The sequence below is a fragment of the Pseudovibrio sp. POLY-S9 genome (genome assembly GCF_001431305.1).
Taxonomy (GTDB): domain Bacteria; phylum Pseudomonadota; class Alphaproteobacteria; order Rhizobiales; family Stappiaceae; genus Pseudovibrio.
Genome location: NZ_LCWX01000228.1, coordinates 34283 through 48927, shown reverse-complemented (window position 1 = coordinate 48927; position 14645 = coordinate 34283). Strand labels below are relative to the sequence as shown.

Annotated in this window: 17 protein-coding genes; 6 read left to right on the top strand and 11 right to left on the bottom strand. The window is 51.4% G+C overall.

Going from position 1 to position 14645, the window contains the following annotated elements; genetic code table 11:
* Positions 1 to 612: 612 nt before the first annotated feature.
* The 6 genes from PPL9_RS22870 to fabI form a co-directional block, all read right to left on the bottom strand.
* On the bottom strand, positions 613 to 1302 hold the full coding sequence (locus PPL9_RS22870) for an HAD family phosphatase (protein WP_057465019.1): 690 nt from the start codon (positions 1300 to 1302) through the stop codon (positions 613 to 615).
* Between the two features lie 245 nt (positions 1303 to 1547).
* Positions 1548 to 1853, bottom strand: coding sequence for a hypothetical protein (locus PPL9_RS33600; protein ID WP_208989567.1), 306 nt, complete (start codon positions 1851 to 1853; stop codon positions 1548 to 1550).
* 72 nt (positions 1854 to 1925) lie between these two features.
* Positions 1926 to 3017 carry a chorismate synthase gene (aroC, locus tag PPL9_RS22860; RefSeq protein WP_057464885.1) on the bottom strand — a complete coding sequence of 364 codons (1092 nt, stop codon included), beginning with the start codon at positions 3015 to 3017 and terminating at the stop codon, positions 1926 to 1928.
* A 355-nt stretch (positions 3018 to 3372) separates the two neighbouring features.
* Complete coding sequence (locus tag PPL9_RS22855) at positions 3373 to 4692, bottom strand: hypothetical protein (protein ID WP_057464884.1); 1320 nt, start codon at positions 4690 to 4692, stop codon at positions 3373 to 3375.
* Positions 4693 to 5044: 352 nt separating this feature from the next.
* A complete protein-coding gene (locus PPL9_RS22850) occupies positions 5045 to 5671 on the bottom strand; it encodes a histidine phosphatase family protein (protein WP_057464883.1) in 627 nt (208 codons plus the stop codon).
* Between the two features lie 198 nt (positions 5672 to 5869).
* Positions 5870 to 6682: an enoyl-ACP reductase FabI gene (gene fabI / locus PPL9_RS22845; RefSeq protein ID WP_057464882.1), complete on the bottom strand. Its 813-nt coding sequence runs from the start codon at positions 6680 to 6682 to the stop codon at positions 5870 to 5872.
* A 174-nt stretch (positions 6683 to 6856) separates the two neighbouring features.
* On the opposite strand from fabI, the gene PPL9_RS22840 reads away from it, so the two are divergent.
* Positions 6857 to 8269, top strand: coding sequence for an FAD-binding oxidoreductase (locus PPL9_RS22840; RefSeq protein ID WP_057464881.1), 1413 nt, complete (start codon positions 6857 to 6859; stop codon positions 8267 to 8269).
* A gap of 3 nt (positions 8270 to 8272) precedes the next feature.
* Here PPL9_RS22840 and fabG read toward each other — a convergent pair whose 3' ends face one another.
* Together fabG and PPL9_RS22830 are read right to left on the bottom strand one after the other, a co-directional pair.
* Positions 8273 to 9046, bottom strand: coding sequence for a 3-oxoacyl-ACP reductase FabG (fabG, locus tag PPL9_RS22835; RefSeq protein ID WP_057464880.1), 774 nt, complete (start codon positions 9044 to 9046; stop codon positions 8273 to 8275).
* Between the two features lie 52 nt (positions 9047 to 9098).
* Complete coding sequence (locus PPL9_RS22830; RefSeq protein WP_057464879.1) at positions 9099 to 9866, bottom strand: SOS response-associated peptidase; 768 nt, start codon at positions 9864 to 9866, stop codon at positions 9099 to 9101.
* A gap of 86 nt (positions 9867 to 9952) precedes the next feature.
* Here PPL9_RS22830 and PPL9_RS22825 point away from each other — a divergent pair, with 86 nt between their 5' ends.
* The 4 genes from PPL9_RS22825 to PPL9_RS22810 all read left to right on the top strand — a co-directional run bounded on the left by PPL9_RS22825 (position 9953) and on the right by PPL9_RS22810 (position 12123).
* Positions 9953 to 10462: a hypothetical protein gene (locus PPL9_RS22825; protein ID WP_057464878.1), complete on the top strand. Its 510-nt coding sequence runs from the start codon at positions 9953 to 9955 to the stop codon at positions 10460 to 10462.
* Positions 10459 to 10872, top strand: coding sequence for an NUDIX domain-containing protein (locus PPL9_RS22820; RefSeq protein ID WP_057464877.1), 414 nt, complete (start codon positions 10459 to 10461; stop codon positions 10870 to 10872). The genes PPL9_RS22825 and PPL9_RS22820 overlap by 4 nt, the downstream gene beginning before the upstream one ends.
* A gap of 232 nt (positions 10873 to 11104) precedes the next feature.
* Positions 11105 to 11584: a TIGR02301 family protein gene (locus tag PPL9_RS22815; protein WP_057464876.1), complete on the top strand. Its 480-nt coding sequence runs from the start codon at positions 11105 to 11107 to the stop codon at positions 11582 to 11584.
* A 263-nt stretch (positions 11585 to 11847) separates the two neighbouring features.
* Positions 11848 to 12123: a hypothetical protein gene (locus PPL9_RS22810; RefSeq protein WP_014284380.1), complete on the top strand. Its 276-nt coding sequence runs from the start codon at positions 11848 to 11850 to the stop codon at positions 12121 to 12123.
* A 116-nt stretch (positions 12124 to 12239) separates the two neighbouring features.
* Here the strand turns inward: PPL9_RS22810 and PPL9_RS22805 are convergent, their stop codons facing one another.
* Positions 12240 to 12872 (bottom strand): LysE family transporter, encoded by a 633-nt coding sequence (locus PPL9_RS22805; RefSeq protein ID WP_208980490.1) that lies wholly within the window; start codon positions 12870 to 12872, stop codon positions 12240 to 12242.
* Between the two features lie 170 nt (positions 12873 to 13042).
* Between PPL9_RS22805 and PPL9_RS22800 the strand changes: the two genes are divergently transcribed.
* A complete protein-coding gene (locus PPL9_RS22800) occupies positions 13043 to 13708 on the top strand; it encodes a hypothetical protein (RefSeq protein ID WP_208981731.1) in 666 nt (221 codons plus the stop codon).
* A 64-nt stretch (positions 13709 to 13772) separates the two neighbouring features.
* On the opposite strand, the gene PPL9_RS22795 is transcribed toward PPL9_RS22800, so the two are convergent.
* Both PPL9_RS22795 and PPL9_RS34330 read right to left on the bottom strand, forming a co-directional pair.
* Positions 13773 to 14513 carry a class I SAM-dependent methyltransferase gene (locus tag PPL9_RS22795; RefSeq protein WP_057464874.1) on the bottom strand — a complete coding sequence of 247 codons (741 nt, stop codon included), beginning with the start codon at positions 14511 to 14513 and terminating at the stop codon, positions 13773 to 13775.
* Between the two features lie 28 nt (positions 14514 to 14541).
* Positions 14542 to 14645 (bottom strand): hypothetical protein (locus PPL9_RS34330; protein WP_244273450.1); only part of this gene is annotated, 104 nt, incomplete at its 5' end.

Sequence of the window (14645 nt, the reverse complement as noted above, 5' to 3'; positions counted from 1 at the left end):
TACACGCCTTGCCCGGGCTTTCTTATAATGAACAACGTCGCCTCTTTTGCCTATAAGGCACGATAGTCAGTTTCCTGAAAAGACAATGGCTTATCCAGACACGTTTCCATGCCCGAACAGTTCCTCCGTCTTTGACTGATACCTTCGCAAAAGCGGGTTCCCCTGCCGGTGCTCTTGTATCCGTCGCCGCGTGATACCCTATAGTCCTGGGCCCTTCCCCTCAAACCATGCGGTCACGTTTGAAGTTCGGTTCACCGGACCACTGAAAGGTGCGTTACGTCTTCCAACAGCCCAACCCAGCCTACGACACACTGACGGTCGCTCCGCCAGCAGCCCGTTACGTAGGCATGCGCTTAGTATGGGCATGGTTTTGAACCAGGGGGATAAGTTTTTTGGAATGCATCCAGAGCTAGAAGGCAGGCTAATGTAAAGAAACGCCTCATTGAATAGAAGCGTGCTCCTGTTGGATAAAAATAAAGTATCACACTGAGGACTGGTGCGTTTTGGACACTTCCTCCTGCAAACATGACCTTGCTCGTGTTAGTCTGTGCAATTACCAGCCCCCCTTTTTTGGGTGATACTTTATTTTTATTCCGCAAATCCGGAGTGGGTTCATAGATGGCAATGCCGCTCAGACTGGTCGACGCTGGACCGCAATTGCGAAAGCAAGCAATCAAGGTCCTGAACGACAGAAACGCCCAGACATCGGGTTTCCTCCGTTGGCTTCAATAGGTCTGGCACCATGACCGTGACCATGCCTGCGGCGGTAGCCGCACGGATACCGGTATGGGAATCCTCTAAAGCAAGGCATTGTGAAGGACGGGCGCCCATTGCGGCAGCAGCCTTTAAGAAAGTCTCAGGATGCGGCTTGCCGAATTCGACATCCGTTCGGGTTACGACAGCATCAATTCGATCAAGGATTCCCGCTTTATCCAGATGATCCAGAGCCAGTGTCCGAGGGGTGGAGGTGGCTACGGCCCTCGGAATGTTAAACTCCTTCAACCAATCAAGTATTTCGCCCGCCCCCTGACGCAATGGAATATTCGTCGCGCACAAGGCGCGAAACCGATCTCGACATTTTTCATGGTATGTATCGATTGCAAATTCATCGCCGAAGTGTGCCTTCAGCTTCGCATCCCCTACTTCTTTGGGAGTGCCGATCAAGCTGAGATGAAGAATATCATGCATGTTATGACCAAGGTCCTCGCATGCACCGAAGATAGCTGACCGATAAAGCCTTTCCGTGTCTAGCAACAACCCATCCATATCAAATATTACAGCGTCCAACGGAATAGGAAACATCCACGGCTCCTTCGTCATCTAGGCATTTTCGGTTAGAACTTCATTTCACAGTGGAGCAGTAATCTACCCCCGTGCAATTGCCAGGGGAAGCCGCCATCGAATGTCTCAGGCCATTTTGTTTTCGTCGCTCTCCATGTCTTCCAGAGCTTGAACGTCACGAAGGCACGCTTTGGCGAAGTAAACTACGGCCAGCGTAACTACTACAATCAATGAGTGAGTATTTGATGCTCGTCAAAGCGTTGTGTTTAGGCGGCATAAAGAAGGTCTTTAAACAGGGAAATTTGAGGGCAGCGTATCTCAACTGTTGGATGAGCCACTCTGAGCGCTGGTGCGTTCTGGACACTTCCTCCGGCAACCATGATCGTGCTCGTGTTAGTCTGCGCAATTACCAGCAAAAGCTCCCCCTTTTTTGGGGATGATATTTTATTTTCATCCCACAGCTTCCCTTTCAAACAACAAAAAAGGCGCCGGTTTTGCCAGCGCCTTTTCAGTAAGAATAAAATCAGAGGTTGAGTGGCCTCATAGAGCACGTCGCGTTCATTTACATTCACGCACCGTGCTCTAACACCTTTATTGGAGCGAAGTCTTGTCGTTTGATTGCATCCAATCAAACGGAACACGCTCTATCGTTCGCCGCACTGGCCTCTGTCACGCAGGACATGGTCTGCCAGAACACACGCCATCATGGCTTCTCCAACCGGAACTGCGCGGATGCCAACGCAAGGGTCGTGACGACCTTTGGTCATTACATCCACCTCTTCCCCACTGCGGGTGATGGATTTGCGTGGTGTCAGGATGGAAGAGGTTGGCTTTACAGCAAAGCGGACCACAACCGGCGCACCGGAAGAGATACCGCCCAGCACGCCACCTGCCTGATTGGACAGGAAGTCAGGCTTGCCATCTTCGCCCATACGCATTTCGTCAGCGTTCTCTTCACCAGTCAAACATGCCGCTTCAAAACCGTTGCCGATCTCAACACCCTTCACAGCGTTGATGGACATCATGGCTGATGCGAGATCCTGATCCAGCTTGCCGTAAAGCGGAGCACCGAGACCCACAGGCACGTGCTCAGCTACCACTTCAATCACAGCCCCAATTGAAGAGCCTTCCTTGCGGATACCATCGAGGTATTCTTCGAAGAACTTGGCAGCTTCCGCATCCGGGCAGAAGAATGGATTGTTGCCCACCTCGTTCCAATCCCAGTTGTCGCGATTGATCTTATGCGGGCCCATCTGGACCAGAGCGCCGCGGATCAGGATGTTTGGAATGACTTTGCGCGCCAAACCACCAGCGGCTACACGGGATGCTGTCTCGCGTGCTGATGAGCGCCCACCACCGCGATAATCACGAATGCCATACTTGGCATCGTAGGCGTAATCTGCGTGGCCCGGACGGTAGCGTTCTTTGATTTCGGAGTAATCCTTGGAGCGCTGGTCAGTGTTCTCAATCATCAGAGAGATGGGCGTGCCGGTTGTACGTTGTACGCCGTCTTCATCCACCATCACGCCAGAGAGAATTTTGACCTGATCCGGCTCGCGGCGCTGGGTCGTAAACTTGTTTTGCCCCGGCTTGCGCTGGTCCAGATACACCTGAATCTCTTCTGCTGTGATTGGAAGCAGAGGCGGACAACCATCGACAACGCAGCCAAGCGCTGGTCCGTGGCTTTCGCCCCATGTTGTTACGCGAAACAGATGACCAAAGGTGTTGTGGGACATGTTCTAGCAGTTCACTTTTAGAGCATGAGCACGCCCTGTCCGGCTGACTCTCTTCAATCAAACGGAACGCGCTCTGAGAATTCTAGTGGTTTTAGGTGGGTTCAGGCGAGAGGTCAATTGAGAGCCTTGCAGCACTTGCGTAATTTTCCCGAATGAACAAACTGGATTTAGGCTTGTTCCCAGATTCAGGACTGCAAATGGGAGATCTCAAGGCGTGAAAAGAGCATTCAGGCACCGCCATTTTAATGCGTAAGCTCAAATTCATACAAAAAGCCCGAGCAACGTGGTGGTCACGTCCCCGGGCTTTTCTCATTCATTCAAACTTTTCATAGAGAACGTTGGCCCTGGATAAACCTTAGGCGCCGTGTTCTTGAATAAGTCTTTTTGCAACCAGATCATGGTCGAGCCACAGAGCCGGGCCTTCTGGCTGGCTGGCTTCGCCAAACATGAGCATGCCAGTTGCTGCAACAACATGCTGGCTGAGCTCGTCACTGACCAGAACATTGCGCTCTTTATGCAGGTCTACGATTTCCTGCGAGGTGCCAACAGTCTTGTCTACCTGCTCCGCTGAGTTTGGCATTGGCCAAGCTTCGAAGTTGTAGAACGGCTGCATTGCCTCACTGGTCTGGTAGTCGGATACCTTTTGCAGAACCTCTTCCAGAGATGCTTCTGGCTTGAGCATGCCTTCGCACTTCTGCCAGAGTGCATCCACCCATGCGCCGCCACCTTCTTTCTTGAAGGCATGCAGCAGTGGCAGGAGAGACAGCTCGATGCCAGCAAACACGTCTGAAGAGTTGGTGCGGATTTCAGGGCAGTTGAACACTGTTGCCTTCACACCGTCTTTCCATGCGCTTTCAGCAAACTCCTCCAGAGCCATTTTCGCGTAGCCCTGCGTGTAGTTTGTGTAAGTCTGCCAGCGATACTCATCTTCGATCAGAATGCGGGTGCCGTGATAGCCATATGCGGTGTAGCGCACTTCGCCGCCAGCTGCTTCCACGCGGTCGCGGAGCGTCTTACTGGCTTCCAGCAGGTAACCAAAGCTGTTTGCGGTGACTTCCTCGAAGTTTTGCAGGATCAGTTTGCCCAGATCACTCTCGATAAGAGACTGAGACGGCATGTAGCGTGCACCGCGGCCTTTGTAGATGCGGTTCGCGATTGCCATAAACACTTTCGCACGCGGAATACCGCCTGCCATTGTGTGGGCGAAGAAGACGTTCTTACCTGCTGAAATCATGGTATCCAGCTGGTCCATGACCTGAGAAAGAGCGCCTTTAAAACGGTTGGAACCAAGACCACGGCAGATCTCAACATGATCCCAGTCGAGTTTGTGGTCCTGCCAATCTTTAATGGTCATTTCGTTGACCAGATCAGTCGGCGTCGCTGTGCCTTCCGGTGCGTCCAGTTCAAAACCCGCACGCAGAGGTACGTTGATGATTTTGCCGCCCAGATTGGCTTCTGCTTCAGTGAGCTCTTCTGGTGTCAGGGCGCGTGGCTTGTTGTTTTCATCGGGACGACCGACGGTAATGCCGATCACAGTCATCCCGGCTGCCTTTGCCTGATCGATCAAGCCAGTCGCATATCCGCGACCAAAAAGTTCGCCGAAGAGTACGAAGACATCGCCCTCTCCAAAAACGGTATTGCTGCTGATTGCCTTGAGTGGTCGAGACGTCTTCATCAAGATCTTCCAAAAAGTTTAAGAGTGTCGAGATTTCATAGGTGAGCGTTCTGCTCTTGTTGCCTAAAAATAACGAGTTACAACTGATTTAGGTAGCCTGTTTAGCTGGTCTTTATGCAGATTGTAGCAAAGCACTCCAAAATGTCGTGGACTGCCTTTGCTGTAGTATTCACTTTATGTGTCACAGTTTATCGCTGACGCAAAAACCTGATCAATTTAACGACCAGGAAATGCGTTGTAAGCCCCCAATCTTAAAGGCTTGGTACAGCGCTGGACGTGAGAGCACGCATTTTGGTGCACCCATTAATCAGAATGAACCTGCGTGTCTGCGAGTTCTTTTAGACAGCGAGCTTTAGATCCACGCCTCAGAACCGTCCCGCCAGAGAAGGAACTGGTCTTGTGGCGTCTCCAGATCCGGGATTTCAGCTGGTGCATATCCGCAGAGCAATCCGCGCAGTACCCGCATGACCACACCGTGTGCAACGATGATCATCGGATCCTTTTGCTCTGACATCCAATCGAAGATGCGATCAGAGACCATTTTGTAGCTCTCCCCTTCGGGATGCACATAGCCCCATTTATCTTCACGCCGCATGCGAACCACTTCAGGACGTTCAACCATCATTTCAGGAACGGTCATTCCCTCCACATTGCCGAATGTAATTTCACGAAGGCGTTCGTCGACTTTGTAGTCGTATGGGTCGAGCCCCATTTCCTTGCGCAGAATTTCCATGGTTTCCCGCGCGCGGATCATCGGTGAGCTGACAAAGATGAAATCATCTGCGGTCTTGCCAAGATCTGGGAGGAAATCCTTCATCACCATACCGTTGCGCCGGGCCTGCTTGCGACCGGTGTCGTTGAGCGGAATATCCTGACCGCCCTGCATACGCCCTTCCAGGTTCCAATCTGTTTGTCCGTGACGGACATACAGAAGCGGAGTTGGTGTGGTTTTCGCAAGGGGCATCAACGAGCCAGTCATTCCATGAGCCTTCTTCGTAAGATTAGTCGGCAACCGTTTTGTAGCGGCTTCTTACGAGGTACATGTGTCATTCCTCGTTAGAAAACAACAGTTATGCACACATTCTTGATTTAAGTCATATGTACCTTTACCGGCCTCTCAAGCGCAAAAAAGGCGCTCCAAGAAGCGCCTTTTCTCAAACCTAATTGCTGAAGCAATTTAGACGACGGAGATATCCGGGGCGTCTACTGCCTTCATGCCAACCACATGGTAGCCGCTGTCAACGTGGTGAGTTTCACCAGTGACAGAGCGGGACAGGTCGGATGTGAGGTAGAGAGCGGAGTTTCCGACATCATTGATGGTTACGGTTTCACGCAGCGGTGCGTTGTACTCGTTCCATTTGAGGATGTAACGGAAATCGCCGATACCAGCTGCTGCCAGTGTTTTGATCGGACCTGCAGAAATCGCGTTCACACGGATTTTCTTAGGGCCAAGATCAACTGCAAGGTACTTGACGCTTGCTTCCAATGCAGCCTTTGCAACGCCCATGACGTTGTAGTTTGGCATGACCTTCTCAGCACCGTAGTAGGTGAGAGTTACAATGGAACCACCTTCAGTCATCAGCTTTTCTGCACGGCGGGCAACGGATGCCAGCGAGTAGCAGGAAATCTGCATTGTCTTTGCAAAGTTGTCTGCGCTGGTATCCAGATAACGGCCAGTCAGTTCTTCTTTGTCAGAGAAAGCGATCGCATGAATGACGAAGTCGATCTTGCCCCATTTTTGCTCCAGAACTTCAAATGCTGCATCAATGCTTGCTTCGTTCGTAACGTCACAATCACCTACAACAAGTGCATCGAGCTTTTCTGCTAATGGTTCAACACGCTTCTTCAGCGCTTCACCCTGATAGGTGAGTGCGATTTCAGCTCCGGCATCGTGTAGTGCTGTTGCAATACCCCAAGCGATGGACCGATTGTTGGCCAGTCCCATGATGAGACCACGTTTGCCGGCCATCAATCCTTGCGCTTCTGCCATGTTTTTCTCCTGAGTGAATATCACTTAATCTAGTGAACAGCCCCAAAATGCTATGGCACACTGTTCATTTGGCTTCAAGCCGTCGAAAAAAGTCCAATCAGACATGGACGTGTTCTTGCGCTCCCATTATCTGATAGTTAGAGCCAGATCAACTTCCAACACTGCGACGGAAACATGACTATTCCAAATTTGGTGAACGCGTTTCAAAAGATCATTGGGGACGCAAATGTGCTTGTCAGCGACCATGACAAGGCCCCATTTCTTGTTGAGTGGAGGGACAAATTTCGAGGCGCCACTCCCATGGTGCTGCGACCCGGTTCCACATCAGAGGTTGCAGAGTGCGTGAAGCTTGCGGCTCAGCACGGTCTTACTGTGGTTCCACAGGGTGGCAACACGGGTTTGGTTGGGGGGCAAATCCCCAATCCAGACGGTAGCGAAATCGTGCTATCCCTTTCTAGATTAAATAAAATTCGCCACATCGACCCTGAAGGTTATACGATGGTAGCAGATGCAGGCGTCACACTGCAGGCTGTTCATGACGCGGCTGAAAAGCATGATCGATTGTTCCCTTTGACGCTCGCTTCGCAAGGTTCCTGTGAGATTGGTGGCAACATTGCAACCAACGCCGGAGGCACTGCCGTCCTGTCCTATGGGAACACGCGAGATCTTGTTCTCGGGCTCGAAGTTGTGCTCGCAAATGGTGAGGTCTGGGAAGGGCTTCGGACCCTGCGCAAAGACAATACCGGTTACGATTTGAAACAATTATTTATCGGCTCAGAGGGCACTTTGGGGATCATTACGGGTGCCAGCCTCAAATTATACCCAGCTCCGGCGTCGGTAGAGGTGGCTCTGGTCGCGCTAGATTCGCCTGCTAAGGCACTTTCACTGTTTTCATTGGCAAAAAGTCACGCCGGGAACATGCTTACCGGATTTGAGTTGATGCCACAGAGCGGCATGCAGTTCGTTTGTGAGCATATGGAACAGTCACGCTATCCGTTCGAAGAGCAGCATCCATGGTATGTGCTCATCGAGATCTCGGCGGGTACAAAAGACATCGACATTGCCAGCCTGACAGAGACTATCTTTACCGAGGCTTTTGAGGCCGAACTCTTGCGCGATGGATTGCTGGCGCAGAGCAAAGCGCAGGCTGCTGACTTCTGGCGGTTGCGGCATGGGCTTTCTGAGGCACAGAAATTTGAGGGCGGATCCATCAAGCACGATGTCTCTGTGCCTGTTGCAAAGGTTCCCGAGTTTCTGGAAGAAGCGATCGCCGCTGTTAAAGAGGCTGTGCCGGGATGTCGTCCGGTTCCGTTTGGCCATATGGGCGATGGCAACATCCATTTTAACATCACCCAACCGAAGGATGCCGATAAAGCCGAGTATCTTGCAAAATGGGATGATGTGAACCGTGTCGTGCATGGGATTGTTGCCAGTTACAACGGCTCAATCTCTGCAGAGCATGGCATCGGCATTTTGAAGCGTGATTTGCTGGCAGAGGTAAAGAGCGCCACAGAGATGAACATGATGCGCTCTGTTAAAAAGGCTCTCGACCCGACGAACATGTTCAATCCGGGCCGCGTTCTCTAGACATTACTGCTCAGGTGCTTCCAGTCCCTCCGGGAGCACCTGTCCTCCATCAACGACAATCTGCTGTCCGGTGATGTAGCCTGCCTCCTCGCTGGCGAGGAAGAGCACAGCACTTGCTACGTCTTGTGGCGCACCCAATCGGCCAAGTGGAATAGTCTGCCCCATCTTCTTCAGATATTCATCACCGAGATCATCCAGCGCTTCTGTCCTGATATTGCCGGGCAGAACCGAGTTCACTGTGATCTTGTGCGGGGCCAACTCCAAGGCAGCTGTTCGCATGAGGCCCAGTTGCCCCGCTTTGGAGGCTGCATAATGAGACCAGCCAGCATCCCCTGTAATCGGACCCGTAATTGACGAGGTAAGGATAATCCGCCCGTACCCTGCTTGTTTCATATGCGGGAGGGCTGCCTTTACGCAGTAGAAGGAGGAGCGCAAGTTTGTATCAAGCACATGATCCCATTGCTCGGGCTCCATCTCCTCAATCGTCTGCTTGGGGAAAATGCCTGCGTTGGCGCATATAATGTCCAGCCCGTTTTCTTCTGTGGTCTCATCGACCATGGCCTTTACCGCTTGCCACTGGGTGACATCACATTGAAGAAATTGCCCTGCCCCGCCAGCCAGTGCGATTTCCTCCACAGCATTAGCGCCAGTTTCTTCTCCGCGCGCTGCAATGGTGACAAAGGCTCCGGCGCGAGCAAAAGCCAGCGAGATGCCCAAGCCGATCCCCCGAGAACCACCCGTCACAATGACAGATTTACCTTTAAGCGACGCCAGCATGCTTGATCCCTCATCGTCTCATCATGTTGGTGTCCAGTATGTTACTCAGAGGCTAAAACAAGTCTAACTGCCCGTTGTTTCTTGAAGAGCCGCCTGCAACCTTCTTTTGAGGTTTTGGCTTGGCAGGTGTTTTAACTGGCTCAGGAGGAACTGGAATGACCTCTCGTTCCCACAAGGACGGGTCATCATTGGCGACGCTGTTCACCCGCGTTGAAACAGGCGTGGTGATTAACAGTCCCTCATCTGCAGGTTGTAAGAGCTTTATAGCGTCTCGAGCCATGATTGTGCCGTTGCTCAACCAGTCGTCAAAATGCTCCGGCGCGATGATTGCGGGCATCCGGTGGTGAACCGGTTTCACCGTCATATTCGACTCGACGGTGATTACAGCAGCGGTATCAATGTCTCCGCCATCAGGATGGGAATAAGTTTCCCACAGGCCAGCGAAGGCCAGAAGGCGTCCATCCGCTGGGGCAATCCAATAGGGCTGCTTTGCCGCACCTTTGCGTTGCCACTCGTAAAAACCGTTTGCAGGTATCAAGCATCTACGGTGACGCACCGCTGCACGAAACGAGGGTTTCGCCTCCAAAGTTTCGGCTCTGGCATTGAGCAAAAGCGTGAAACTTGCTGGGTCTTTGACCCATGACGGGACCAGGCCCCATCGTGCTAACCCAAAGTGGCGCCCACCATTTTCGTGTTTTACGAGTGCAATTGGCTGAGTCGGTGCTATGTTGTATCTCGGTGGAAAATTTGGCTGTTCGATATAATCAAACAACGCTTTGACTTCTTCCGGAGACGCTGACAGGCTATATCTACCACACATGCAGATTACTCTGTTCGCATTTTAGTAAAATTGCAACCAATCGAGAGATAGGTTCCGCGCGACAGATAGGAAGCTGGGAGGCTGCAATGGATATGTACTGCGATAAAATCGGCGTAGGAGAACTTTCTCCTGAGCTTTTGACGCATGCAAACATCAATCCATCCACGGGCCTTGCAACTGACTATCTTAATCATTTCAATGAGGTTGTTATGCTTCTTGAAATGCTTCCTGATATTCCCGATTGTGCAGAAGATGTTCTGGCCTGGGAACCAGCTGACTATATCACACATTTCAGTGCCTCTAAATTCTCAGCAAAAGAATTGGCTATCCGTGCATACGGAGCTGTTGATTTGCCGCTGCGGAATGCTCTGGAGAAGTGTATTGGCGAAGTTGATCAGGAAGTTATCTCCTTACAAAAAATGCTAGGCTCCGCTGAAGTAACAGGTGAACTGCTGCAAATCGTTCAGGATAAAGCCGTTACCGTCATCAGGCCCCTACTTTCGCAAGCCGGGTCGATCATCCATGGACATCTGCCGGATGAGACAATCAGCACTGAGGAAAGCACGCAAGCGGACGTTGACGCCCTGTTCTCATGAGCAAAAAAGTTATTCCGGAATACATTGAGGCAACCAGTGTTGCCTGTGTGCAGAACGAAAAAGTTCTGCTCGTAAAACGAGCCCAGTCGCCCTCCAAAGGCCTCTGGAGTTTTCCTGGCGGTAAGGTTCTTCCCAGTGAAAACCTTAAGGATGCCGCACAAAGAGAGTTTAAAGAAGAAACATCTTTGTGCGCCTCAGACCTGAAGGAATGGACGGTGTCCTACCCTTCTGCGGAAGACTGCAAGGTGCAATATCGCATCCATGTCTTTCGCTGTACGCAGGTCAAGGGTGAGGAAGAAGCACGCTCTGATGCTGCTGAACTGGGCTGGTACACTTGGGAGGAGGCTATGAACCTGCCTCTCGCGCCCGGCATGCAACAGCACATTCTAAATCTTCTAAGATGTAGTTAGAGCAAAACCTGTGCATTTACATTGACGCCTCAAGCTCTGACTTCTTAATTTTTGCACGTGTTCTTATCCGAAAACCGGAACTACTTTTTTAGAATACGCACAAGCATCAGTCCTGCAGCCTGCTGTGCAACAAGGGAAAACCGGAAATCCCCAAGGTTCCATAGTGGACAGAGTGCCGGGAGACGGCCATCCTTACAGAATCTGAAGCAACCAGCATGCTGTGGGATGTAGCTTGACTGACATTGCAAGACTTAAAGCTTGGACACGTAATTTTGCGAAACCTGCCTGGCCGACAGGCCGGGGGATTTGCCTTGGTCTGATGCTTTTGAGTGTTGCGGCGGCCCCTGCTGCATTTGCTCAGAGCTCCCCGCAATCTCCGGGTCAACCTGTACAGCCAGAGTTGAAAGAACCTCCCTACGAGCAACAGCTTATTCGCCTCTCAGAAATACTTGGTGCCCTCCATTATTTACGCCCGCTTTGCGGTCATGATGAAGCAGACGAATGGCGTCAGCGCATGTACTCCTTGCTGGGTGCAGAAGTGCAGAATGAGCTGAGACGCCGGCGTCTTGTTGAGCGGTTTAATCAGAGCTATCGGGGGTTCGCATCGGTCTATCAAACCTGCACTCCAGCGGCTGTTGAAGCCTCTCGCAGATTCGCCGATGAAGGTGTAATTATCACCCAAGAAGTAACGGGCAAGTACAGCCGCGATTGATAGAAAAGCCGGTTGCAACCGTTTTCCACAGACAATTATTGCGTGTTTTTTGGATAACTCGGCTTCGCCACAAATATTAACCATAACTTACAGAAGCTCTGGACGAGTTTACCAAAACATCAGTGAGTCGGTTGTTCCTGCCGTTTTGCGTGTTAACTTCCGTTTAACAGATAAGGCATGCGACGCTTCATTTGTTTTCGTTTGCCCGTTACATGTAACGGCAAATAACAAGAAGCAGCACATAGAGGGACATGAGAGCCAGCATGATCAAGGACGACGCTATCGCCGGCGAATTCACAGAAGAGATCGATGCATCTGATGCAGACATCCGCCGACTGGCTCTAAGCTTCATTCAGGAAGCTTGGGAGGATGGTCTTTCCCACGGCATCGACAGTACAGCTCTTGCGCATGCAGCGCTGTTCTCAGCAATGATGGATCTGGTTTCTCTTTATGGAGAAGAAGCTGTTTCCAAATTTGCGCAGGAATTGCCACAGCGCGTTGAGCGCGGTGACTACTCTTTGGAACGTCGTCTGCACTAATTTCAGCACTGCTGTTTTTCAAAGAGCCCCGATTGATCGGGGCTTTTTTGATTCCGGCCCGGTGTGTTAGAGCGACTTCTTGTCGTTTGCTTGAATCCAACCAAACGGAACACGCTCTAGAAAATCAGATCACTTGCAACCTTGGCAAGGATGAGCGCTGCAAAGAGCAGTAGGATAATGCCTGCCCCATGGTTGATGGTGGAAAGCCAGTTGTCATTCATGCGATTTCGCAGCTTGGACACAAGCGCTGACAGGCAAGCCCACCATAAAAGTGCGCCACTCAATACGCCCAGCACGAGTGCCAGAGCGCCGACATAGTCCCCCTTCTCGGGCGCATGCTCTCCCAGTGAGCCGAAAATAGCGATAAAGCCAAGAATTGCTCCTGGATTGGTCACGGTCATGGCAAACGAGACAATCATCCCACGCCAAATTGTTGGACCACCATCGCTGCCACCCTTTAAATGAGGGTGAGACCGGAACACGACGATGCCGAAGATGATCAGAAGAAACCCGCCTATCGTCTGGATATAGAACTCGTGGCGTTCAACGAACTCCGAAATTGCCGTCACACCAAAGGCAGCAGCGGTTGCAAATACACCATCGGCCAGAACTGCCCCGAAGCCTGCGATGAGGCCCGGAAGGAAGCCGTAATGCACTGCCCTCCTAATCGCCAACACGTTTACAGGGCCAATCGGAGCAGACGTGACGAGCCCGATAATCATGCCTGTAATGAAGAGTTCAATATTCAACGCTTTAATCCATACTTCCCAACTGCGCAGAAGACCTGTCAGATCTTCCTATAAATTTTCTAAAGGCTCTCTAGCTTGTGCATAGGTTAGGGTCCGTTTCTTCCTTGATTCCCAACAAGCCCTTAAACTAAGGGCAAAGCACGCGCCTCTTATCCGTTTCGGAGCACTTCATGTATTTTCGCCTACTCATCATAGGGTTACTTTGCACTACAGCTCCGGCTATGGCTGCAACACAGGCAATCAAGACCGAAACGATTCGCATCCAACGCCCCAAGGCTGAACAATTTCCTCTGCTTGATGAAGGTTTCAACAGAGATACCAGCAGTGAAGATGCGCTGGACAGTGAGTTTGCAGAGGAACCTCCGCTGCCAAAGCTGGACGTTTTTTATGACGATACAGAATTGCCGGAGGCTGTCAGAGCAACCCGGGCGACGCTGATCAAGATTGCTCGCAGTGGCAATGTTGCTGCGTTGGCGCCTTTGTTTGCCAAGCAAGAGCAACCACCAGAACTCTCGTTCACACCTGTTCGCGATCCGGTCAGCTTTTTGAAAGACAGCTCTGGTGATGGTGAAGGGCACGAGATCCTTGCGATCCTACTGGATATTGTGACAGCCGGATATTTGCGGCTCAACGAGGGAACGGAAGAAGAGACTTACATCTGGCCTTACTTTGCCCGCTACCCTTTGCATGATCTGACGCCTTCGCAGAAGGTTGAGATGTACCAGATCGTCACTGCAGCCGATTACTTTGAGATGCTGGATTATGGCGCATGGACCTTCTATCGCCTTGGCATTTCCAAGGATGGGGATGTGCGGAGCTTTATTGCCGGAGACTAAGTTGTCTTCAATGACCGATTGATGAAAGCCCATCAGATGCTCTGGTGGGCTTTTCTTTGCTCAGTTACCCCGCCTTGCGGATTTCGCGGTGGCTTTCGTTTTCCGCTTTCAGCAGGTCCATCTGCTCAGGCTTTTCCATGAAGCGGGTGTAAAAGCTGCTGTCGAGTTCCGCGTAATAGGCATAACCGCGATACAGAGGCAGGAACCGCAGTTTGGCTCTGTTGTCGTCGGCCAGCCCTTTCATGACTTCATGAAAGTTCTCACGCGGTAAAACATGGAACCTGCCGAGCCACTTTTTGAGCATCAGCTTGAACAGGCCGGGCAGTTTTTCCTGCTGACCAAAATCAACAACAGACAACTGACCGCCTTTTGCCAGAAGCTTTGTCCCGTTGCGCAGAGCATCTTCCCATGGTGGGATCATTGAGACGCAGTAGGACAGGAAGACACGGTCGAATGTGTCGATGCCGAATTTCTCGAACGGATCAAAGCTCGTTGCATCGCCCTGAGCCAGGTGGATCCGGTGAGACAGGTCCGCTTTGTGAATGTTGGCCTCTGCGGTCTTCAGCATTTCTGCCGAGATATCGACGCCAAAGAACTGGCAGGTTGGGTAAGCCCTTGCTGCCTCAATCAGATTGCGACCAGTGCCGCAGCCGAGCTCCAGCACTGTGCTGCCACGCGGTGCTGCCAAATGTTTGATCAAATGATCCCGGCCAAGAAGGTAATGCTTTCTGGTCAGATCATAAAAATGCCGTTGGTTCTTATAGATTTTATCCATCAGTGAGGCTGAGGACTTTACATTCGCCATTTCACTTCCCTCACATACTTATTCTTGTTCAGTTATAGATGTAGAGGTGGAAACCACCGTAGATGGAGGAGCGGTCCAGCTTGTTGAGGCGTGCACTTTCAGCCGCTTCATAGGTCCACTGCCCCAGTATTT

Bases quoted from the DNA above. Each gene is read 5' to 3' on its own strand.
- PPL9_RS22825 (WP_057464878.1), top strand. From the start codon at position 9,953: ATGGATATGTACTGCGATAAAATCGGCGTAGGAGAACTTTCTCCTGAG.
- PPL9_RS22810 (WP_014284380.1), top strand. From the start codon at position 11,848: ATGATCAAGGACGACGCTATCGCCGGCGAATTCACAGAAGAGATCGAT.
- PPL9_RS22800 (WP_208981731.1), top strand. From the start codon at position 13,043: ATGTATTTTCGCCTACTCATCATAGGGTTACTTTGCACTACAGCTCCG.
- PPL9_RS22855 (WP_057464884.1), bottom strand. From the start codon at position 4,692: ATGAAGACGTCTCGACCACTCAAGGCAATCAGCAGCAATACCGTTTTT.
- PPL9_RS22795 (WP_057464874.1), bottom strand. From the start codon at position 14,513: ATGGCGAATGTAAAGTCCTCAGCCTCACTGATGGATAAAATCTATAAG.
- fabG (WP_057464880.1), bottom strand. From the start codon at position 9,046: ATGCTGGCGTCGCTTAAAGGTAAATCTGTCATTGTGACGGGTGGTTCT.
- fabI (WP_057464882.1), bottom strand. From the start codon at position 6,682: ATGGCAGAAGCGCAAGGATTGATGGCCGGCAAACGTGGTCTCATCATG.
- PPL9_RS22850 (WP_057464883.1), bottom strand. From the start codon at position 5,671: ATGACTGGCTCGTTGATGCCCCTTGCGAAAACCACACCAACTCCGCTT.
- PPL9_RS22870 (WP_057465019.1), bottom strand. From the start codon at position 1,302: ATGTTTCCTATTCCGTTGGACGCTGTAATATTTGATATGGATGGGTTG.
- PPL9_RS22840 (WP_057464881.1), top strand. From the start codon at position 6,857: ATGACTATTCCAAATTTGGTGAACGCGTTTCAAAAGATCATTGGGGAC.
- aroC (WP_057464885.1), bottom strand. From the start codon at position 3,017: ATGTCCCACAACACCTTTGGTCATCTGTTTCGCGTAACAACATGGGGC.
- PPL9_RS22830 (WP_057464879.1), bottom strand. From the start codon at position 9,866: ATGTGTGGTAGATATAGCCTGTCAGCGTCTCCGGAAGAAGTCAAAGCG.
- PPL9_RS22820 (WP_057464877.1), top strand. From the start codon at position 10,459: ATGAGCAAAAAAGTTATTCCGGAATACATTGAGGCAACCAGTGTTGCC.